The organism is uncultured Victivallis sp., assembly GCA_944389935.1.
Taxonomy (GTDB): Bacteria; Verrucomicrobiota; Lentisphaeria; order Victivallales; family Victivallaceae; genus Victivallis.
The window spans coordinates 1-22,028 of sequence record CALXOE010000056.1 but is presented as its reverse complement, the minus strand read 5'-3'; the positions used below and the strand labels follow the sequence as shown (position 1 = coordinate 22,028).

Sequence of the window (22,028 nt, the reverse complement as noted above, 5' to 3'; positions counted from 1 at the left end):
GCGGCTCTTTCTCCCCGCACCGGCCGACCGCAGCCGAGTCCGGCTCCGACCCGTACGCGGCACCGGCACCTTGCCGGACGCAGGGGGTGCGGGGGGCGGCGGACACGCCCCCTGCCTCCCACGACCACGCGACGGTCAAGGCGGCATTTACGCTTATAGAGCTCCTCGTCGTGATTGCGATCATCGCGATTCTGGCTTCGATGCTGCTGCCGGCGTTGAATCAGGCGCGCAGCCGGGGGATTCAGGCCTCCTGCATGAACAACTTCAAACAGATCGGGATCGGCTTTCTATTTTACGAGGACACCTATCACGCCTACTGTCCCGTCTATTACGGCAACGGCAACGACAACAATCACTGGTGGCCCTGGAAAATCCGTTCCGCATTCAACACGGAACAGGTCTCAAGAAAAAGCAAGGCGAATCTTCTCGTGTGCCCGGCCAAGAGACATGAAAAAAGTTACGCGATGAACAAAAACGCCGGGACGATCTCCGCCGCGGGAGAGGCCTCTTCGGACTATCTGCGTTATTATGCGAAGCTCAAGACTCCGTCCCGCACCTACCTTGCGGGAGACACGAACCTGAAGAACGAGGAGTCCCGGTGGGCGTGGAGGTTCTTCCCCTGGCCGCTTGCCTCGGTCAACTCGTTCTCGCGCGTGCCGGACGTCACGGCCCATCCCGGCGGAACGAGCATGCTCTATGCCGATCTCCACGCCGGAACCACCAAAGAACCGTCTTTTCTCACCGACACCGGGAGCGAAGAGTACAAAGCCGCCTGGCTGTTCAAACGATAACCCGAAAGAAAAACTATGAAAATCCATCTGCTTCTCACGCTCCTGACCGGAGCGGCGCTCGCTGTTGCTCCGGCTGCCGAACCGTATCAGCCCGACCCCGGGAACCGCAAGGAAAACCGCCCCGCCGAACTCTGGGAGACCTACATGCACGGCGTGGTGGACACGTTCGCCACTCCGCTCGCTCCCCGCTTCCGGAACGCCGTTAGAGTTCCGGTGAAGATCGAAACCCCGTATCTCAACTGCGAGACCGAGGCATTTGAAGTTCCGAAAGGGAAGAGCTATCTCTCCGCCACCGTGCTGAACGTCGAGAAATACCGCGGCAAGACCCTGCGGTTCTTCTACTGGATGCGCGGCTTCGACACCGGCGCGAAACCGGTCGTCAACAGCTACCACGACGCCCCGCAGCTCTATGTGCTCATCAAGGACAGCAAAGACCGCACCCTGAGTAAAATCATCTCCCACAACGGTGCGGTGGGGACCTATCCCTGGCACTGTTATTACCGCGATGTCCACATTCCGTCGAATGCGTCGCGGGCCCGGCTCCAGATCGAGAATCTCAACGGCGGCCGCGCCGAGTTCGCCCGTTTCAGTTACGAGCCAGTCGGTCCGGAAAACACCTATTCCGGCAACGAGAGGCAGGATCCTGCCACCGGCAGTGTCGCGGCCTTTCCGCGATATGAACCGATCAACTTCCACTTCTTCGCCAAACCGTTCGGACTCAAATACGTCTGGAATTTCATGCGCGGTCCCGCCGCCGGCATGGTCGGACAGCCCTATGATCTGACGACCATCGACGGACTGCGCCGCTACTTCCGTGAGAGCGTGAAAACCGACCTCGACCAGATGAATCACGGCATCATGTACTTTCCGATGCGCTACCACCAGGCGAAAGCGGCGAACGTCCTCCCGCCGATGGAAGAGGGATGGCTCGAAGAACTCGGACGGCTCATCATCGCCGACCAGGATCCGGAAACCGGCTACTGGGGGACGCAGGCCATTCCGAAGAGCATGAGCGTGACGTTTCACTACACGGATATGCTCTTCTCGCTCGGAGTCGAACGCTACGATGCCAAGGCGGTCCCCGATCCGCGCCGCTGCCTGGCGGAAACCATGCCGCACGCGGAACAGATCGTCCGGACCACGCTGAAACTCCAGTCGAAAAAGAACGGGGAACTCGCCGCCTGGTCCGGCGCCGCCTACAATTTCACGGAAAACCCGGACGCCTCCGGTTCCGGCTGCCAGCTCGGCAGCACCATGAACGCGATCCGGATGCTGCGGATCTGCCGCCGGTTCGTCTCGCCGGAACTTCAGCAGGAGATCGACCGCTCGATCGAAGCCGCATTCCGCTACGCCCTCACGACCGTCATTCTGCCGGACGGAGTTTACAAACAGCAGGATGTGGACAAGGTTGCGACCAAATCCTCCTACTGGCCGAACATCATCGAATACTCCCGTTACCTGGAATCGCGTTGCGACGCCACGCTGCCCGCGCCGGAACTCGTCCGCAACGAGGACGGCACGCTCTCGTGCCGGAACTGGCCGGAGAGACAGAACTCGATCCGGCTCTACGCCCTCGCGGAAAACGAATCCCCCGCCAACAACCGTCTGTGCGGCATCATCAGCCGCGGCGACGCAAATATCATTGAACTCGATCCGATCGTCGCAACCCGGCGCATGGCCGCAGCGGCACGGAACAACTGGGGAAAAAGCGCATTCCCGTCACGCGGATATCTCTACGACAAAGTGTTCCGGCTGCCGCCGAAACAGCTCCCGACCACCATCGGCGAAGAGGCCATTTCCGTCACTGTCCCGGCCGGGAAGAAACTGTTCGCCACCAGTGTAGACTGGTACGGCGCGGAGTCCGAACCCGTTCCGGTTCCCTGATCCGGACGGTCCGGATTCGTTTTCGGCAACGGCCGCTCCCGGGTTTTCCTGCGGCCGTTCCGGCCGGGCCTGAGTTCACCCCTGTCCGGAGACGGCTTCCGTCCACTGCTTGAGCAGCCGCCCCAGCACGCGGCTTTCGGCCACGGAAAATGGAGCGGAGACCGCTTCACGCGCCCCGGACTCCAGCAGCCGGGCAAATCCGTCCGCCTCATAGCAGAAACTCGTGCGGTCGGCGGGGACACGGATCTCGCCGCAGCCGGATTCCCGTTCGATCCGGATCACTCCATCTTCCGGGTCGGTCCGGTTGCAGACCCATGGATTCGGAACGATGATCCGCCCCTGCGACCCGTGAATCCGCAGAAAAGCCCCCACCGTCGCACCGATGGAACAGCTCAGTTGAGCGACGATCCGTCCCCCCCAGACCGCAATCGCACAGCTGGTCAGATCGATATTCCCGGGCGCCGTCACCCCGCCGGCGGAGAAACGGTCCGGATTCCCCGGGTTCCGTCCGAGCGCCGTACCCGCGACCAGCATCGCCATCGAGAGCGGATACCCGCCGACATCCCAGATGGCTCCTCCTCCGAGTGCCGGATCGAACAGCCGGTCGGCGGGATCGTATTTCGCGGCGAATCCAAATGCGCTTTCGATCAGATGGATTTCACCGATAACTCCGGCTTGCAGCAGTTCAATGAGTTTCGCGGTCTGCGGATGCCAGCGGTATATGTACCCCTCGAGGAAAAGCCTGCCGCTCCGGCGCGACTCGTCCAGCACCGCATCAAGGCTCTGCGGATCGAGCGCCATGGGCTTTTCACAGAGCACAGGCTTGCCCATCTTCAGAGCCGCGATCGAGAGTTCCGCATGCGAAACATGCGGCGTAGCGATATAGACCGCGTCGATGCGCGGATCGAGCAGCAGAACCCGCAGGTTCGCCGTCGACTCCGGCACGTTGTGCTCCGCGGCAAACCGCCGCGTCCGCTCCGGATCGCGCCCGAGCACGATGAGCGGGCGTCCGCTCGCACCGGCCTGAAGCGCCCGGATGAAAGTCCCGGCGATCCGCCCGGTCCCGATGATTCCCCAGTTCAACATGATGCCACCGAAATCCCCTTGTTTTCTCTCGTTTTTCCTCTAACATACCATCGTCCCGGGAAAATGCAAATCCCGGCGCGGAGAGACCCGGAAACCCGCTCTTTTCAGAAAAAGAAAGATTGACACCGGAGGCGGTCCAGTTTATATTAACGAAAAAGAGTTTCACTTTCCTGATTACAAAAGGCGCGCATTATGAATATCTCGGCATCCTGGATCTGGTCGGACGACTCCGATGGACGCGGTTATAACCTCTGTTCGATTTTCCGGCGGGAATTCCGGCTGGAAAAACTCCCCGCATCCGCGCGGCTGCTGGTCTCGGCCGACAGCAGTTACCGCCTGAAAGTCAACGGCCAGTGGCTCGGAGACGGCCCGGCGCGCGCATGGCCCGAACATTATCAGTACGACCGATACGACCTCAACGGCTTCCTGCGACACGGCGTCAATCAGATCGAGGCGACCGTCCGTTACTACGGCTGCGGAACGTTTCATCAGATTCCGCAACGGGCCGGATTTCTCGCACAGCTGGAGCTCACCGACCCGGATCAGCTCGTCGTCACGGACGGGAACTGGCTCGCGGCGAAAATGCCGCAGTGGGTTGAACGCACCGTCAAGGCGACCATTCAGCAGCCGCCCCTCGAGCTCTTCGACGCCTCGCAGGCGTCGGGACTCGAATGGAAACCGGCCTCGATCATCTGCGGCGCCGAAGCGGGACCGTGGCGAGGCCTGCATGAACGCGACTGCAAACAGCTCTCCCGCCGTGAGTTTCTGTTCCGCCGCTTCGCCGGAGGCAGCCGCGTGCAGCCGGAACCGCTCACATTGGCATTCCCGGTGCAGCAGCTTCTGTTCCCGGGAGACACAACGGTCAACAACGCGAATCTCCTGCCGTTCCTGGCGGCATTCATCGTGGAATCGCCTCAAGCGCAGATCGTCCACCTCGGACTCGAGAATCTGAAAGTCAGCGTCAACGGCCGCTCCGACCTCAACGGCGAAGTCTCGCTGAATGCGGGCGCCAATCTGTTCGTCGCCGCGGTTTCGCGCCTTTACGGCCATCAGCCGGATTGCGAGGTTTCTTTTCCCGCCGATGCGGGGGTCTCGATCCACAACTGCTACAGCAGCAACGACAAAATCGCCATGATCGAATTCCCCGAAATCGCCCGGCTGGCGGAGGATATCCCGTTTCCCTGGGCGGACGAAATCGGGAAAGAACGGCGGGAGGCGTTCACCCGCATCTGCGCGGAAGCCCTGGCGATCCGGACCGTCGAGGAGTTCCGCAATCGTTTCCCCTCTCCGCGATTCCTCGACCGCTCCGAACTCGTGGCCGATCCGAATCCGGCCTTTCAGATGCGGAAGCCGCTGCCGCTCGAACCGGGCGACGTCGAAGATCCCAACGCCCTCATCTACAACGACGACAGCTGCACAGTCGTGAATCCAGTCCCCGGGTACGACATCGAGCTGTGCTACGACCTCGGAGAACAGAACGTCGGTTTCTGGAACTTCGCCCTCTTCGCGGAAGCCGGGACCATCCTCGACGTCTCGGCGGTCGAACATATCATGCCGGACGGGCGGCTTCAGCATACAGGGAGCAACTACCGCAACACCATGCGTTACATCTGCCGCGCCGGCTACAACCGCTACAGCAGCATGCGCCGGCGCAGCGGAAGATATCTGTTTCTCACGATCCGGAATGCCGTGAAACCGGTGCGCATCCAGCTTGCGCGGCTGATCGAATCGACCTACCCCGTGATTCCGGAGGGGGAATTCCGCTGCAGCGATCCGCATCTCGACCGCATCTATGAAATTTCCGCCCGGACGCTGAAACTCTGCATGGAGGACACGTTCACCGACTGCCCGCTCTATGAACAGACGCTCTGGGTCGGCGATGCCCGCAACGAGGGGCTTTTCGCGATGTCCACCTACGGTGCCTACGATCTTGTGCGCCGCTGCATCCGGCTTGCGGGGCAGTCGCTCGAACGCCTGCCGCTGGTCGGCTGCCAGGTGCCATCCGGCTGGAGCTGCCTGATCCCGGTCTGGAGTTTCATGTGGGGAATCTCGGTCCAGGATTACTGCGACGAAACCGGCGACCTCGAATTCGGACGCGAAGTGTGGCCGATGGTCACCCGCAATCTCGACGGCGCCCGGTCGATGATCGATCCGGCCACCGGGCTGCTGAGCTGCAAACAGTGGAATCTCTTCGACTGGAGCAAAACCGACACCGATCACCCGATTCTGCTGTACAACTCCATGTTTCTCATCGGGGCGCTGAACGCGGCGATCGAACTCGGCGAATCCATCGGCGAATCCGTGGATTCTTACCGGGAACTGCGCGAATCGCTGAAAACGGCGGTCAACGCCCTGTGGGACTCGCGCAAACTCGCGTGGCCCGACTCGATTCACGCCGACGGGACCGTCTCCGACGACGCCTCCGTGCACACGAGCATGCTCGCGCTTCTCTACGACATCGCTTCTCCGGAACACGTCGCCGCCGCGCGCGCAAACACCGTGACTCCCCGGCCGGAACTCATCAAGGTCGGTTCCCCGTTCGCCTCGCTCTATCTCTACGAGACGCTCGAGAAGATCGGCATGGCCGACGAGATCCTCAAGGCGATCCGGCACGATTATCTGCCGATGCTTGAACTCGGATCATCCACGGTCTGGGAGACCTATCCGAATGCGCTCAATCTCCGGGAATATCCGACCCGCAGCCACTGCCACGGCTGGTCCGCCGCGCCGCTCTACTTCCTGCCGCGGCTGCTGCTCGGCATTCTCCCCGCCGCACCCGGCGCGAAGAAATTCCGGATCTCGCCGAGAATCACCGGACTCGAATACGCCGCCGGCGCCCGGCCGACCGTCCACGGCCGCGTGGAAACCGCGTGGAAAAAACAGGGAGACAAACTGTTCATCACCGCGACCGCCCCGGCCGGTGTCGAACTCGAATATCTCTACAACGACACCCACGCCGATTTTGAAGTCATCTTCAATGGAGAATCCATGTAGCGTGCACGTTCCCACTCACATTCTTTCCGGCTGGATCTGCGGGAACGTCATTCCGGCGTTCGGTCCGCGGGAGCGGTTCTTCTGCATGATCGCCGCTTCCGCGCCCGATCTCGACGGACTTTCGCTTCTCGGCGGCTGGGGGATGTATTACGAGATCCACCACGTGCTGCTTCACAATCTCGCGTTTGCAGTTGCGCTTGCGACGCTGCTGGCGTTTTTCTCGCGCCCGCGGGTCGTCGCATGGCTCGTCTATTTCGCATTGCTGCATCTGCATTTTCTGCTCGATCTGCTCGGATCCGGCAGCGGCTGGGGAGTGGAGTATTGCCGCCCTTTCTCCGCCGCGGCGTGGGAAATCCCGTTCGGCTGGGAATTCCTGTCGTGGCAGAACTACACCGCGGCATTCGTGACCATCGCATTGTCGTTCGGGCTGATCTACTGGAAAAAGCGGACGATCCTCGAATACCCCATGCCGAGACTCGACGCGGAAATCGTCAGCGCCCTCCTCCGTCGCCGTCACCATCAATGATGCGTCTCATCCGTTCCCGGAACTGCTCCCGCGAAAAACGAGCGGCGTTCTCCCGGAGCTCCTCCGCGGAAAAGCGGCAGCTCCGGAACTCCTCGACCGCTTCGAGCAGCGATTCCGGAGACGGCTCGTCGAAAAAGAGCCCGGTCCGACGCTCCACCACGCTCTCCTGCGCCCCGCCGCCGCGGAACGCGATCACCGGGCAGCCGGCCGCCTGCGCCTCGACCGGAACGATGCCGAAATCCTCGATCCCCGGAAAAATCAGCGCACGCGCTCCGGTGTAGAGATCACGCAGCTCCTCGTCGTCCGGAGAAACCACGAACTCCACATTCGGCCCGGCCAGCGCCCGCAGACGCGGCAGCTCCTCTCCCGCGCCCGCCACCACCAGGCGCTCGTTCAGCCGGGAAAAGGCCCGGACGACCAGATCCGGCCGTTTATAACCGGTCAGCTGTCCGGCCAGCAGGAAGAAGTTCCGTTCCCGCTCCTGCCCGCCCCCGAAAAAATCGGTGTCCACCGGCGGATACACCACCTGCGACTCCCGGCCGTAAATCCGCCGGATCCGTTCCGCGACAAAATGGGAATTGGCGACAAACTGATCCACGCACTCGGCCGATTTCAGATCGTACCGGCGCATCGGACCGCGGAACAGCCGCATCGCCACCCGGCCCGGCAGGGAAGCCCGGCGGAAATACTCCTCGTACATATCCCACACATAACGCATCGGCGTGTGGCAGTAACAGATATGGCGGCAGCCGGCGGGCTTGCGGATTCCCTTGACCGGTCCGGATTCGCTGCTCACGATGAGCGAATATCCGGAGAAATCCCAGCGCCGCTGGGCGGAGGGCATCAGCGGCAGATAGCACTGGCACATTTTCCGCGCACCCGGCAGCCGGGCAATCAGCGACTCATAGATCGGGTGCTCCGTGATCTCCGGCACAATCCGGTCGCGGTTGCACGCATGCGTGTAGACGTCCGCCCCGGGAAACATCCTGCACAATTCGGCGAAGACCCGTTCCCCTCCGCGCATGGTCAGCAGCCAGTAGTGCAGCAGAGCCACGCGACGCTCCCGATCCGTTCCCAAAATTTCCGCTCCCGTTCGATTCCCGTTTGCCCGATTCGACAGACTATACATGAACCGCGGCCCGTTTGCAAGCCGCGGTTGCCAACACGCGGGGATTTTTCCCGAAATCCCGCTCTCCGGCTCAGAACTCGGTCACGGCGATCTTCACCACAACCTTGACGACCTCGCGTCCAGCTCCGGCACAACTCAGGCCGGGCATGTGTCCCTCTTCCGGGAAAAAGACCGCGAACTTTCCCGGCTCAAGCGTCACGGTGACGGAATTCCCCTCCGCCGCGCGGTAGAAAGCGATATCTTTCCCGTCGTCGTACGGGACCGTCACCGCCAGGTCGTCGACCGGACGGCAGAGAATCGACTCCTTTCCGGCGAGCAGCAGCTGGATGTCGACATATTTCCGGTGGATCTCGAGCTTGTCCGGATCCGGCGCATGCGTCTCGTACCCCTGAATCGAAGCGTAGATCCGGTCGCCGTCGATCTCATAGCGGCCGGCTGGACTCTTCTCCGTGCAATCAGCGAGAAACTTCAAAATCTTCTCCCACGCCGCCGGCGCAAGTTTCCCGTACTGCATAAAATTGTTCATTGAATCGAAAATCATGCTCTTCCTCCCTGGCTTTCTTCGATTTTCTCAAACGATCAAAAGAGCAGCGGCTGCTCCGGCGGAGGCGTCAAAATCTCGCGTACCGGCCGGAAACTCCGCCGGTGAAGAGGAGTAACCCCATACTTCCGGAGCGCCTCCAGATGCTCCGCAGTCCCGTACCCCTTGTGCGATGCAAATCCATACTGCGGATAAACCGCGTCAAGTTCGACCATCAACCGGTCGCGGTAAACTTTCGCGACGATGCTGGCCGCGGCAATGCTGGCCGACTTCGCATCCCCTTTCACAATCGCGCGCGACGGCAGCGGCAGCCCTTTCACCGGCCGTCCGTCGACGAGGATGAAATCAGCCTGCCGGAGTTGCGCCACCGCCCGCCGCATCGCCAGATGCGTCGCATTCAAAATGTTCATGCGGTCGATCGTCTCGACATCCGCCTCGCCGATCCCGACCTGAATACCCGGCAGAGCCAGAATCGCCGCGTTGAGTTCCTCCCGGGCACTCTCGCTCAACTGTTTGGAATCGTTCACGCGCGGAAGCGGAATTCCGCACGGCAGAACCACCGCCGCCGCCACCACCGGCCCGGCCAGCGGTCCGCGCCCGACCTCGTCCACTCCGGCGACAAAGCAAAACCCCTCCGCCCGGCACTCTCGTTCCAGGCGGAGGAGCTCATCAGATTCGGTCAGAAACCCGTCCAAGGGAAATTACTTCGTGCGAAGTTCCTTGACGCGGGCGGCCTTGCCGATCTTGTCGCGCAGATAGAAGAGCTTCGCCCGACGGACATCGCCGCGACGAACCACTTCGATCTTCGCAATGCGGGGGCTGTTGATCGGGAAGACGCGCTCCACGCCCTCACCGGCCTGAACGCGGCGGACCGTGAAAGTCTCTTCGATCCCCTGACCGCGACGCGCGATCACCGTGCCCTGGAACTGCTGAATACGCTCGTTGCCGCCTTCGACGATCTTGACGGAAATCTTGATCGTGTCGCCGATGTTGAACTGGTGACGCTCCGGATTCACCTGTTCGTTACGAATCTTGTCGAGTATGTTCATTTGAACCTGCCTCCATTGTTTTCAAATAAATTTCCCATAAATCCGGCCGCCGTTCCCGGGTCAGCCGTTCCGATTGTGCCCGTCGCCAGGCATCAACCCGCCCATGGTCGCCGGAGAGCAGAATCTCCGGCACCCTCTTCCCCCGGAACTCCGGAGGCCGCGTATACTGCGGGTATTCGAGCAGCCCCGACGAGTGCGACTCGTCGACGCTCGACTCATCGCTGCCGAGTACACCCGGCAGCAGCCTGACGACCGCGTCGGCCATCACCATGGCCGCGAGATTCCCGCTCGTGAGGACAAAATCCCCCAGCGAATACTCCCGGTCCACAACCAGTTCAATCGCGCGCTCATCAACCCCCTCGTAGTGGCCGGCTACCACAATCAAATGTTCCATCCGTGCCAGCTCACCCGCGGCGGCCTGCGTAAAACGCTCCCCCCTCGGGGAGGTCAGAATCACCACACTGTGATCCTCTCTGAGATCTTCGACCGCCCGAACCAGCGGCTCGACTTTCATGAGCATTCCCGGTCCGCCGCCATAGGGCTTGTCGTCGACCGTCCCGCGCGCATCGTCCGCATATTTCCGCAGATCGACCGCATTGATCCGCACCAGATCCCTGGCTGCGGCCCGCCCGATAATACTTTCGCCGAGCGGCCCCGGAAACATCTCCGGAAACAACGTTACGATATCGATCCGCATGATCCTGCCGAACCGTGTCCGTCAATCGAGAACTTCAACCGACACGCGCTTGCGCTGACGGCCCGCCGCACCGGAAACCAGTGAACGGATCGCCATGATGGTTTTCCCGCGCTTGCCCACGATCTTGCCGATATCCTCTTTCCGGCAGCTGATCTGGATGGAGCAACCCTCCTCCGTCTCCTCTGTCCGGACTTTCACCTCGTCGGGATTGTCGACCAGCGCGCAAACCACGTAGCTGACGAACCCCTCGAGATCGTGCAGGCTCCCTCCGGCAGCAGCGCCGGTCTTCGCAGCCGCGGCGCTCTTCTCGTCGGAAGAGTTCCCGATCAGAAAGTTCAACAATGCCTTAAGCATCTTTCTTTATTCCTCCGTTTCACGGCAACGGGCGGGGAAACCGCAATCGCCCCCTCCACCGTCACCGTCCTGCGCGGCGACAGACGCCGCTTTCCTCCGATCAGGCCTCGGCAGGAGCCTCTTCCGCAGCGGGCGCCTCGGCGGCGGCCTTCGCAGCGGCTTCCGCTTCCGCCTTGGCGGCGGCCTCGGCCTCGATCTTCGCTTTCGCTTTCTTCGAGAGCGACGGCTTCCGGACGATATCTTTCAGGCTCCGACCCTCTTTCGCGCGCTTCACAATCGCTTCAACCGTCTCGCTGAACTCGGCGCCGACGCCTTTCCAGTATTCCGCACGCTCGACATTGATCTTCTCGTCCTTGCGGCGCGGATCGTAAAAACCAAGCTCCTCGATCGCCTTGCCGTCCCGGCTCGAACGCTGATCCATCACAACCACCCGGAAACAGGAAGCGTTGCGGGTACCGGTGCGCTTCAATCTGACTCTGACCATAAAACCTTTACCTCTTTTTCGATTTCTCGCTTTTCCAATTCGATCGCCATGTATCACCAGCTGAACACAGGAGACACCTCCGCCCGCGGGAACAGCCACGTTATTATTTTCAACCGCGGCGGGCACGTCTCCGGAACTCACAGGCCCGAGGATTGACCATAAGTCCTGATATGTCCATGATACAAGAATCTTTAATATAACAGCTTGATTACGATTATGCAAGACGGTTTTTCTCAAAAAAAGAGATTTTCCCCCGGTTTTCCGCGTTTTCATACCGATTTTCTCCCGGACACCCAAAAAAATTCCCGGCCATTCCTCCTTTTCTCCTTGCTTTTCAAAAACAAACGGCTATCTTATTAAAAAAAATGCAACCGATTGCATTTTCAACAACCTCTTTTTTGGAGATACCCGGTCATGCAGCAGCGAGAATACGATTTTTACCTGGAACGCGCCCGCCATTTCTACAAACGCCTTGCCGACGAGTTTTTCTTTGAAACCATGCCGCTGACGGCGGAATTCCGCCACAGTGTCGACCCGGTCCCTTATGAACAACGGCTCGAGGGCGACTTTCGCACGATCCGCGAGGGCGAAATCTGGGGCGGTCCATGGGAGAGCGGCTGGTTCCATCTGACCGGGAAAGTCCCCGCCGCATGGGCCGGGAAACCGCTCGCACTCGCACTCAACCTCGGCGGCGAAGCGTTGCTCTTCGATGCGCAGGGAGTTCCCCATTTCGGCTTTTCCGCAGGCTCCGTCTTCGGGGAAAACTACCGCAAGGAGTTCTACCAGATGCCGCACACCTGCGCCGCCGGGGAAGAGGTCGAATTCTGGATCGAAGCCGCCGCCAATTCGCTCTTCGGCATGGAGATGAACGGCGAACCGCCGCTCAACACGATCTATCCTTACGGCAACTACAAGGGCGTCGCACAGACAATGCGGCTCGGCCTCTTCAACCGTGAACTCTGGCTGCTCCGGCTCGACATCGAAGTCCTGCTCGATCTGGCTGAACAGCTCCAGCCGCGCAGCCGCCGCGCCGGCGAAATCATCATGGCGATCAGCGATGCCGCAAACGCCTACGCGGAGAATCCGGCGAACGCCCCGGCCGCCCGCGCCGCACTGAAGAAAGTCCTTTCCCGCCGGGCGAACGCCTCGGCCATGACCGCGGCAGCCGTCGGACACGCCCACATCGACACGGGATGGCTCTGGCCGGTCCGCGAATCGATCCGCAAATGCGCGCGGACATTCGCAAGCCAGCTGCGGCTGCTCGAACAGTATCCGGACTACATTTTCGGCGCCTCCGCCCCGCAGCACTACGCTTTCGTCAAACACCACTATCCCGCACTCTACGAGGAGATCAAAGCCGCCGTCAAATCGGGCCGCTGGGAGCTGCAGGGCGGCATGTGGGTCGAGGCGGACTGCAACCTCATCTCCGGCGAGTCGATGGTGCGTCAGTTCCTGCACGGCAAGAACTTCTTCATGGACGAGTTCGGCGTGGAGGTCAAAAACCTCTGGATTCCGGACGTGTTCGGCTACTCCGCCGCCATGCCGCAGATCATCCGCAAAGCGGGGTGCGACTACTTTCTGACGCAGAAGATCTCATGGAACTGGTCGAACCGATTCCCGTACCACACATTTCTCTGGCGCGGCATCGACGGCAGCGAGGTGCTGACCCACTTCCCGCCCGAGGACACCTACAACGCCTCGGTCGTGCCCCGTGAACTGATCCCGGCAGAAACCAGATTCAACGAAAATACGATCCTCGACGAATTCATGAGCCTTTACGGCATCGGCGACGGCGGCGGCGGCCCCAAGGAGGAGTATGTGGAACGCGCGCTGCGTCTCGCGGATCTCGAGGGTTGCCCGAAGGTCAAATTCGACCGCGCCGACCGCTTCTTTGAACGTCTCAGCCGCCATCGCGACCAACTGCCGACCTGGAGCGGCGAGCTCTATCTCGAACTGCATCGCGGCACGCTTTCGGTCCAGGCACGGACAAAGCGCAACAACCGCAAGCTCGAAGAACTGCTCGCGACGACCGAGTTCGCCAACGCACTGCTTCCACTGGCCGATTATCCGGCCGCAGAGCTCGACAGAATCTGGAAGACACTTCTTCTCAATCAGTTCCACGATATCATCCCCGGATCATCCATCCGGAAAGTCTATGAAACGACCGAACGTGAACACGCCGAGGCGCAGGCCGCGTGCGCGTCTCTCATCGAGCAGGCAATCCGGAAACTCGGGCCCGCTGATGACAATGCGCTCACGCTCGTGAACTCGCTCTCGATCCCGCAGAACGATCCGGTCGCGCTGCCGGAGAGCTGGAACGGATTCGCGGTTCTCGACGCCGCGGGAAATGAACTGCCGACTCAGCAGGAGAACGGCCGCAGCATCGTCGCCGCGACCGTCCCGGCCGACGGTCTGACCGTCCTGAAACGCGGACAGGCGAAAGCCTGCCCGGTCGCCGCGTTGAGCGCGCCAGTGCTCGAAAACAGCCTCATCCGCTACGAATTCGACGCCGACGGCCGTCTCGTCCGCGCGTTCGACAAGGAGGCGAATCGCGAAGTGCTTCCGGCCGGAGCGGTCGCCAACGACTTCTCGCTCTACGTCGACCGCCCGAACAATCATGAGGCGTGGGATATCGAGATCTACTACGAACAGCAGAAACTCGGAACAGCCGGAAGCATCGAACCGCCGCGCGCCTGGCGGGGAGCGGTTCGGTCCGGCATCGAATTCAAACTCAAGGTCGACAACTCACTGCTCGCGCAGCGTGTCACGCTCGCAGAGGGGACGAAGCGGCTCGACTTCGAGACCCATGCCGAGTGGCACGAGGATCGCAAAATGCTGCGCGTCGCATTTCCGGTCGCGGTGTTCACGGAGGAGGCCAGTTTCGATATTCAGTACGGCACGATCCGCCGCCCGACCCACCGCAACACGAGCTGGGATGCGGCACGCTTCGAGGTGTGCGGCCAGAAATTCGCCGATCTCTCCGAGGAAAGCTATGGGGCGGCGCTGCTGAACGACTGCAAATACGGCCACAAAGTGCACGGAACGACGATCGACCTCTGCCTGCTGCGTTCGCCGAAATTCCCGGACTGGGACGCGGATCAGGGGGAGCACTTCTTCACTTACGCATTCCTGCCGCATACGGGGAGTCTGAACAACTCGTGCGTCCGCGCTGAAGCGGCAAAACTGAATCGGCCCGCATTCGTCGTTCCGGGGGTCGCCGCGACGGCGCTCTCCCCGGTTTCGATCGAGGCGGGAGACGTGGCGCTCGCAGTCCTCAAGAAAGCGGAAAAGGAGGAGTGTCTGGTGATCCGGCTGGTCGAACTTGCCGGACGCACGTCGCAGGCGACACTCACGCTTCCCGCCGGAACGCACCTTGAGGAAACGAATCTGCTCGAGTGGACCCGGGAGGGGATCATCGAACCGGAAAACGGCAAGGCGGCATTGACGTTCAAGCCGTTCGAGATCCGTACGTTCAAGGTGATTCGCTGAATGCCGGTCACGATTCATGATCTTGCAAGATTGTCGGGGCTGAACGCCTCGACGATCTCGCGCGCGTTGCGCAACGATCCGCGCGTTCGCAAGACGACCCGCGAACTCGTGCGGAAACTCGCCCGGAAACACGGATACTCTCCGAACCTCCCGGCCCGCCAGCTCGCCGCCGGAAAAACCGGCAACATCTGGTTCTGCTTCGGCTCCCCCGAAGCGGCGGTCGAACTCGAAACCGCGATCGCACTGGACGGGATCGTGACTGCGGAACACTACGATCTGCAGCTCGTTCTGCACGGCAATACGACGGAACGGCTCGAGCACCTGCTGGAAAAACTCTGCCAGCAGGTTGCGGACGGGGCACTCATCATCCCGCCGGGGGAGCTGAAAGAGACCACGGAACTGAACCGGCTGCTCAATGCCCTGCCGATTCCGCACGTGCTGATCGACCGTTACTGGGAGGAGGCCGCCTGTCCGGTCGTGACCACCGACAACCGGGCGGGAGCCCGCCGTCTGGTCGAGCGCTGCCTCGAGTGGGGAGCGCAGGAGGTTTACCTCGAATACGGCGGGGACAATCCGGTCTCCCGCCTCCGGGAGGAGACGGTCAGAAACGAACTCTCCGCCCGCGGAATACCGTTCCATCCGTATCCCGCGTCGAACCGCATTGATTCGGCATGTCCGGCGGCGGTTATCGGCAATTCGAGTCACATGCTGCCGGAGAGCCGGAGTGAATTGTACGGCGGTTTTTTCGACTCCTGCGATGCGGCGGCGCTGCGCGTCTACCGGCACGTCATCGTCTGCCGCCAGAATTTTCCGGAGATCGCGAACCGCGCGGCGGCGATCCTCTTTGATCTGCTGCGCGATCCGGACGCGCCGGCGCCCCGCTTCACGGAAATTCCGCCGCTTGAATACCTCGAATTCTAAGCCGGGAGTCGGCAAGCGACCTGTTCCGACCCCGGGCTTTCTGAAACGGGAATCACATCAACGCAGAAGATCCCACCCTTTCTCGCCGTAGAGACGAAGCATTTTATCGAGTGCGGCCAACCGGTAGGCCGCCGGCCAGATGACATACATGTCATTGAGATGGCCGCGACTTTCACAGTTTCTGCGGTAACGGGTCCAGCGTGCCTGGAAAAACGCTTCGCTCTGAAGTCCGTACGGACGTCGATGGCCGAGTACCATAGCGCCGCCTTTCGGGGTGATGCAGAGTGTTGCGTTCCGCCACAGGGCGACGGCGCGATTTCTCCAGATATCGTCTCGCGTTATCTCGGCGAGCCGGAAATATTCCGGAACAACAATGATTCCCCAGAGATCGATCGCCGGATGCAGCGTTGAAATGGCCGTTCCTCCGCTGGTGTAATAACCATACTTTGAAAAGTCGCTCTCCGGCGGATACAGGGCATCATACTGAAACGCCCAGGACCAGAAGTACCCGGCAGCTTTCAACGCGGTTTCCAGACAGCCCTCATCACCGGTGATCTCCAGAAGATCCAGAGAGGTCAGAATCCAGGGGTAGGCGCACTCCTTGTCCATTCCGCCGCAATCGAGCGCTCCGCCGGTGAAGATGAAACGGTCGATATCACGTTGTTTGTACAACTCGAACGACTTTCTTGCGCAGTCGAGGTATTTTTTCTCTCCGGTTTCCCGATAGAGTTCGATGAGCGCCATAATCATGAAGCCGCCGCTGGTATTGCTGCCGGAATCCGCCCGATTCCCCTGCATATCCCACCGGATTCCGAATCCATCCCGCTCGTCATAATGTTCGACAAAGAAATCACAGAGCCGCACGGCGAATTCCAGATAACGTTCCCGGCTGATTCCAAGAGATTTGAGCAAGGCATAGGAGCGAACCGCCTCCGCTCCAGCCCATCCGTAGTTGCAGATATCTCCGGGCACATATTCCCGGGAGATGTGCCGCGCGTAATTGGTGGGGAAAAGTCCATTCGGGAACTGGGTCTCCATCCAGGCATCCAGACAGGAGAGCGCCGCGTCCAGCATCTCTTTGTTCCCATGTCGGACGTAATCGAGTATGAACATACGGGACTGCTGAAAACACTGCCCGGACCAGCCAGCTTCAAAAACCGGATGCGGGAAATAGATCGAATCATCCTCGGGATTGTCGCGCATCACATTGCGGAACATTTTGACGCCGTGGTAGTCGCACATCATGAACTTCGCATGCGCAATCGCACTCTCGTACGCCTCCTCCGGGGTGATCGAGACCCCGTGACGAAACGGAAAAATCTCCGCGACCCGGTCAAACAGCGAAATGGTTCCGTAGTTCTCATATTTCGGGACACCGATCCAGATATAAGCCCGGACCGCAAATCGCTCCCCCGGCTGCAACGTCACATACTCATCGTAACGATCGGCAAAAATGTCATGGTCAGAATAGGTCAGCGGCGCCTCCGTGACCGGATAGAAAATCCGATGCCGGTATCCGCCATCCTTTTCCGCGATGAATGAACATGAGGACCGCAAACTCTCAGGATCCCTGTCTGATGCAAAAAGCGCCGCAGCGACGCAGCGATTCTCGGCAATCGTGCAGGCCGGAATCGACATGCGGTCGTAGCTGAAAATCCACGGTTCCCCATCCAAATCGTATCCGTGCGGTTCATGTTCCCGGCTCATGTGGTTGCCGTCATAAGATACGCAGGGGATCGATGTGCGAACAGGGATGAAACATTCCCTCGCTTCCAGGATCAATTTCCCGGTACGGGTGACCGGGCTGTTGTTCACCACTTCGCGGTCGATCGCAAAGAGTCCATCCCCCATGGGGGTGATCTGGTCAAATGCCTCCATCCCGCCGAAACGGAACCCCGGAACAAAGACACCGTCTCCCAGGGCATTCACATGCTGAGAATCTCCACAGGAGGGCAGACGGTAAACCGCAACCCCCTCCTCGCCCTTTTCCTCCACGACCTCAAATGCCAATTCCCGTCCATTGACCTCGAAACTCGGCGGCAGCAATTCCATAATCGCACCAGGCTTTTTTTCCGTCCCGATGCGCCCACCGTCCATCATCTCCAGAAACATCCTCGAAACTCCTCCGATTATTGCTGATTCTCATTGCGGATCTGGTAAAGTTTTCCCGCTACCTGTCGGGCGGCCGCCACCATTTCCGGGTAAGGTCGGTCGCAGATGTCGAGAAAACCGAAACTGAAATTCTCGTCATCCAGCGAACGGCCGGCCATAGACTGGTCGATCAGCCGATAATAGTGAGTCCCGACGATCAGCGGATTGCGCAAAGCGCCAGTCACATAGGCAGCATAATCGTGACCGCGGGCTGCATCGTCCACACTCCCCTGAACTCCGGGGTGCGGATTCCCATTGGCAATGGTTCCGAAATGAAATTCGCTGATCAAAACCGGCACATCCGCGTTTTCCGGAAGCCGCAGATCCTCCACGGTATATTCGTAAAGGTTGAAGCTTACCACGTCACAATGCCGTGCGGCGGCAGACTGAATGCGCCGACTCGGAATTCCCGCGAAACGGGCGCCCAGATAAAGCATCTCGGGAGAGAATTTCTTCACTGCACGTCTCGCTCCCTCGAAATAACGCTCGACCAGCAAATCGTTGAATGCGATCAGATCCTTTTTCGCCGCGGGGGAATTCGGAATCCGTGTCGACTGCAGGAAAGCATCGAAGGAGTCGTAAGAACTTTTCCAGGCCTCGTTCCACTGCCGGAGAGAGCGATATTTCTGTTTCAGCCATCGCAGGAATCCCTGCTTGGCCGCCTGTTCGGCCGGACTGGCAATGACCGCTTCCGCAAGCGAGGTATCTTTGCCCCAGTTATGCTCATTGTCAACAAACGCGCCGATGCACATGGGATCTTCTGCGGCAAAAGCCCAGTCCCGTTTCAAAGCCGTCAAAATGGATTCCTCAAAGCCGGGATCGAAAACATCCGGAAAACGACGCATGGCACCACCGGCATGGCCGGCGATCACCGGTCCTTTCCGGCACTCGGTCTGAATGACATAAGGCATTTTTCCATCCTGCATGTACCGGGTCAGGGACCAGTTGGCCAAAGTATTGATGCCCCAGCTCGCGGCACGTTCGTAAAGGCGTCTCCGATAGGCATTCTGCCAATCCGTTCCATATTTTCGGCGGAGATTTGCGCCAAAGAAGTCATAGGCATCCGGAACCACTTTCTTTCTCCGGTAGAAATTATCTGATCCGGGAGCATACCCCTGCTTGCGGTAATATCCTTTTGCTTCACGGGATCCGACAGGTGGAAGTCCCTCAAAATAATGTTCCCGCAAGGTCACTCCAGAGACCTGATCCTGTTCAAATTGACAAATTCCATGCGAGAAGAACAGCTTCCCCTCCGGATCGACCAGATACCACTTCCCCTTGTATTTCGCTGTGCGAAACCGTCCCGTTGCCACCAGAGCCGGACCGTCCGCCCAGCCCCCGAACCGATTCCAACCGCGCGGGGGAGGATTTTTCGCAAGATCGGCTGTTTCCGCCTCCCGGGCGGCGATTAAATCAGCGTCGGAGTGTGTTTTTCCCGGCCACTCCTTATGCTTGTACTGCCCGTAACGATCGATGGCCGGGAAAAAGGTTTCTGCGGAACGAACCGCTTCAGAGACCCCTTGAAACGGCTCTTCCAGACGGAGATTGCTCACCTCAAATCGAATTTCTTTCCCATACGGTCTCACAAACAACATGATGTTCGCAATCTTCTTCACATCGAGATTGCAACGTCCGGCCAGTCCCTCCGGAGCGTTTTTTCCTCCCTCAAACCGAACGCTGTCCGGCGCCAGGCCATTGCGGTAATAGCGAACCCGGAGTGTTGCTTTCTCGCCAGCTTCCAACGCCATGCCGCCGCGCATGCAGTGCTCCTGCCCATTGGCTCCGGGATTTTCGATCTGACACTTCACTGCGATTTGCCGATCGGTCAGATTCCGCAGGTCGATTGCCAGAACTGAACCGCTGGAAAGATCGAAGTAGCGTGCCCCATTCTGCGGTTTTATATTGATGCCGGGCCAGTGTATGGGTTGTTCGGCCGGAATGCGGACAATCAGTTTCTCCCCATTTTTCCTGACAGTCACTTTGCCATTGACGGTGATTTTGGCGGCATCGAAATCCTTCAACTGAAACTGATCTCCTGAAATCAAAATGCCAGTTACAAGCAAAAGGATTGCCATCATCGGAAATTTCAACATTACTTCCCTCCATAACTATCTTTACTGTACGCAGTAAAATATTGCGTCGGCTTCATGGGAGAAGCCTCGAATTCGTTTCGAGTCAAGCTCTTGACGTGTCCGTCGGCAAATCCCATGTTGCCGGTGTTGCCATGACCGAGCACGAACATTGCGGCATTCGTCGCCCGAGGATTGCTCGCTTTCGATAAGACCATGTCAAAATATGGTTTCTCGAAGTTGGGGCTGAAAGAATCCCCGATCAGCATCAGCTGGGAGTGATTTTTCATGCGCTTCAGACAGAAGACAGATCCGGCTGAATTGCCGACCGCATGCCCGGAAACCGCGCCGCCTCCGGTCAGATAGCGAAGATAATCTCCGAACATCTCCTTTTGATCCGGTGTCGATTCCACATTGAATCCGTAACAATAAGCCGTATTTGTACTGGTCTCTTTCGGGAAAGTCCAGTTTGATGACGGACAGGCCATGGTTTTCGGACTGGTGTAAGCCGGCATCGTGACAAACCCGGCATACGAAACCCCGGAAAGCAGATTGGAGGCCAGTTGAAAGCCATACGCAGTCGATGATTTCCCGCTCACCGGGCGAATGATGAGGAACTGCTTGTTGTCCTCTCCGTAAAGCTGGGTTGCCTGCATGATCTGCTTCAAATTATTCACACAACTGCTGCTGCGCGCCCGTTCCCGGGCCTGATTCAGTGCCGGCAGCAGCATCGCCGCCAGGATCGCGATGATCGCAATCACCACGAGGAGCTCTATCAGCGTAAAGGCCGCTTTTCTCGTTACCAGGTCGTGGGAGGCGGGGGGCGTGTCCGCCGCCCCCCGCACCCCCTGCGTCCGGCAAGGTGCCGGTGCCGCGTACGGGGCGGAGTCGGACTCGGCTGCGGTCGGCTGGTGCGGGGAGAAAGAGCCGCAAAAACGCGAACGGCTCTTCCCGCTTTTCTGCGGAAAGACCCATTCGCGTTTTTGCTCCACTTCGCCGCTTGCCGAGCGGAGACTCTGTTGCGCGGCGATGATCGGCTGATTGGTTGTTTGAGGGATGGCTGGTACGGGGAGAGACGCGGCTTCCCCAGCCGCTTTCTCTCCCCCGAACCCCTCTCTTGACTGCCCGGCGCAAACAAGGGGAAAATGATATTTTTGACAAGTTTTCACCACGGGGAGCTCTATCAGCGTAAATGTATTCCGAAGCGCAGCACAACCGTGTCCGCCGTCCACGTAAACCGGAACTCGATCGATACAGCAGGGTGAAGTTTCTGAGGAGCGACCCGCATCAGATTCTGAAAGCATGTTCCAACTCACTGGTTTCGTAGAAAAACCGGTCTGACTGCAAATACTCTTTTCCATCATACGTTCCTCCTGATTCCCATGTTTTCATTCCTGTATAACACTATCATCCCAGTGATGTTCTGCCCGACTGTAACTCTCCGGCAGATATTTTCTCTCTTCCGGCTGAAGATGACATTTGCTCTCTTCTGTGACTTCATTCGTCCTCTGCCGTTCAACTCGCTCCGCCAATGCGAAAATAATGCAGATCGTCCTCCTCGACAATCCAAATCCTGCTTTTCGTTTTCCGCCCCCCTTTCTTTCTCATCCCTGAGGACAGCTTAATAATATCTATTTAGATACAAATATTATACCTCAAGATTCATCAATCGCAAATAGCAATTTAGAAAAAAAATGATTTTTTTTACTGGCAAGGAGAAATCAAAACGTTTTATGCAATTATATCGATATAGATATAAATATCGATTATTGCCATTCGACGATGGGATTCCCGGCTTCTACTCATGATCTCGCCGCGGCAACAGAAAGAGAGATCGCAAGCCTGAACAAACTGCTCGACACC

17 protein-coding genes are annotated in these 22,028 nt (G+C 59.3%); 6 read left to right on the top strand and 11 right to left on the bottom strand.

Going from position 1 to position 22,028, the window contains the following annotated elements:
• Positions 1-86 precede the first annotated feature (86 nt).
• Positions 87-791, top strand: coding sequence for a type II secretion system protein (locus tag Q0J85_RS13705; RefSeq protein WP_367274665.1), 705 nt, complete (start codon positions 87-89; stop codon positions 789-791).
• Between the two features lie 15 nt (positions 792-806).
• Positions 807-2,675, top strand: coding sequence for a hypothetical protein (locus tag Q0J85_RS13700; RefSeq protein WP_294482662.1), 1,869 nt, complete (start codon positions 807-809; stop codon positions 2,673-2,675).
• Positions 2,676-2,750: 75 nt separating this feature from the next.
• Here the strand turns inward: Q0J85_RS13700 and Q0J85_RS13695 are convergent, their stop codons facing one another.
• A complete protein-coding gene (locus Q0J85_RS13695; RefSeq protein WP_294482661.1) occupies positions 2,751-3,761 on the bottom strand; it encodes a Gfo/Idh/MocA family oxidoreductase in 1,011 nt (336 codons plus the stop codon).
• Positions 3,762-3,953: 192 nt separating this feature from the next.
• Here Q0J85_RS13695 and Q0J85_RS13690 point away from each other — a divergent pair, with 192 nt between their 5' ends.
• Together Q0J85_RS13690 and Q0J85_RS13685 are read left to right on the top strand one after the other, a co-directional pair.
• Complete coding sequence (locus Q0J85_RS13690; RefSeq protein ID WP_294482659.1) at positions 3,954-6,755, top strand: alpha-L-rhamnosidase C-terminal domain-containing protein; 2,802 nt, start codon at positions 3,954-3,956, stop codon at positions 6,753-6,755.
• 1 nt (position 6,756) lies between these two features.
• Entirely contained in the window at positions 6,757-7,281 is a 525-nt protein-coding gene (locus Q0J85_RS13685) for a metal-dependent hydrolase (protein WP_294482657.1), read from the top strand.
• Here the strand turns inward: Q0J85_RS13685 and Q0J85_RS13680 are convergent.
• The 7 genes from Q0J85_RS13680 to rpsP all read right to left on the bottom strand — a co-directional run bounded on the left by Q0J85_RS13680 (position 7,247) and on the right by rpsP (position 11,535).
• Positions 7,247-8,359, bottom strand: a complete 1,113-nt coding sequence (locus tag Q0J85_RS13680; protein ID WP_294482655.1) for a glycosyltransferase — start codon at positions 8,357-8,359, stop codon at positions 7,247-7,249. The two genes, Q0J85_RS13685 and Q0J85_RS13680, sit on opposite strands and share 35 nt — an antisense overlap.
• A 121-nt stretch (positions 8,360-8,480) precedes the next feature.
• Positions 8,481-8,951 carry a YhcH/YjgK/YiaL family protein gene (locus Q0J85_RS13675; protein WP_294482654.1) on the bottom strand — a complete coding sequence of 157 codons (471 nt, stop codon included), beginning with the start codon at positions 8,949-8,951 and terminating at the stop codon, positions 8,481-8,483.
• A gap of 38 nt (positions 8,952-8,989) precedes the next feature.
• Positions 8,990-9,646, bottom strand: a complete 657-nt coding sequence (locus Q0J85_RS13670; protein WP_294482652.1) for a ribonuclease HII — start codon at positions 9,644-9,646, stop codon at positions 8,990-8,992.
• Positions 9,647-9,652: 6 nt separating this feature from the next.
• On the bottom strand, positions 9,653-10,000 hold the full coding sequence (gene rplS, locus Q0J85_RS13665; protein ID WP_294482648.1) for a 50S ribosomal protein L19: 348 nt from the start codon (positions 9,998-10,000) through the stop codon (positions 9,653-9,655).
• Positions 9,975-10,697: a tRNA (guanosine(37)-N1)-methyltransferase TrmD gene (trmD, locus tag Q0J85_RS13660; RefSeq protein WP_294482646.1), complete on the bottom strand. Its 723-nt coding sequence runs from the start codon at positions 10,695-10,697 to the stop codon at positions 9,975-9,977. The genes rplS and trmD overlap by 26 nt, the downstream gene beginning before the upstream one ends.
• A 21-nt stretch (positions 10,698-10,718) precedes the next feature.
• Complete coding sequence (locus Q0J85_RS13655) at positions 10,719-11,051, bottom strand: KH domain-containing protein (protein ID WP_294482645.1); 333 nt, start codon at positions 11,049-11,051, stop codon at positions 10,719-10,721.
• 100 nt (positions 11,052-11,151) lie between these two features.
• Positions 11,152-11,535, bottom strand: coding sequence for a 30S ribosomal protein S16 (rpsP, locus tag Q0J85_RS13650; protein ID WP_294482644.1), 384 nt, complete (start codon positions 11,533-11,535; stop codon positions 11,152-11,154).
• A gap of 414 nt (positions 11,536-11,949) precedes the next feature.
• On the opposite strand from rpsP, the gene Q0J85_RS13645 reads away from it, so the two are divergent.
• Together Q0J85_RS13645 and Q0J85_RS13640 are read left to right on the top strand one after the other, a co-directional pair.
• On the top strand, positions 11,950-15,024 hold the full coding sequence (locus Q0J85_RS13645; protein WP_294482642.1) for a glycoside hydrolase family 38 C-terminal domain-containing protein: 3,075 nt from the start codon (positions 11,950-11,952) through the stop codon (positions 15,022-15,024).
• Positions 15,025-15,945 (top strand): LacI family DNA-binding transcriptional regulator, encoded by a 921-nt coding sequence (locus Q0J85_RS13640; protein WP_294482641.1) that lies wholly within the window; start codon positions 15,025-15,027, stop codon positions 15,943-15,945.
• A gap of 57 nt (positions 15,946-16,002) precedes the next feature.
• Here Q0J85_RS13640 and Q0J85_RS13635 read toward each other — a convergent pair whose 3' ends face one another.
• From Q0J85_RS13635 to Q0J85_RS13625, 3 genes are all read right to left on the bottom strand, one after another.
• The gene (locus tag Q0J85_RS13635; protein WP_294482640.1) at positions 16,003-18,057 is read right to left on the bottom strand and encodes a hypothetical protein; all 2,055 of its coding nucleotides are present in this window, start codon (positions 18,055-18,057) and stop codon (positions 16,003-16,005) included.
• A gap of 17 nt (positions 18,058-18,074) precedes the next feature.
• The gene (locus Q0J85_RS13630) at positions 18,075-20,117 is read right to left on the bottom strand and encodes a beta-galactosidase (RefSeq protein ID WP_294482637.1); all 2,043 of its coding nucleotides are present in this window, start codon (positions 20,115-20,117) and stop codon (positions 18,075-18,077) included.
• 71 nt (positions 20,118-20,188) lie between these two features.
• Positions 20,189-21,157 carry a prepilin-type N-terminal cleavage/methylation domain-containing protein gene (locus Q0J85_RS13625; protein WP_294482636.1) on the bottom strand — a complete coding sequence of 323 codons (969 nt, stop codon included), beginning with the start codon at positions 21,155-21,157 and terminating at the stop codon, positions 20,189-20,191.
• Positions 21,158-22,028 lie beyond the last annotated feature (871 nt).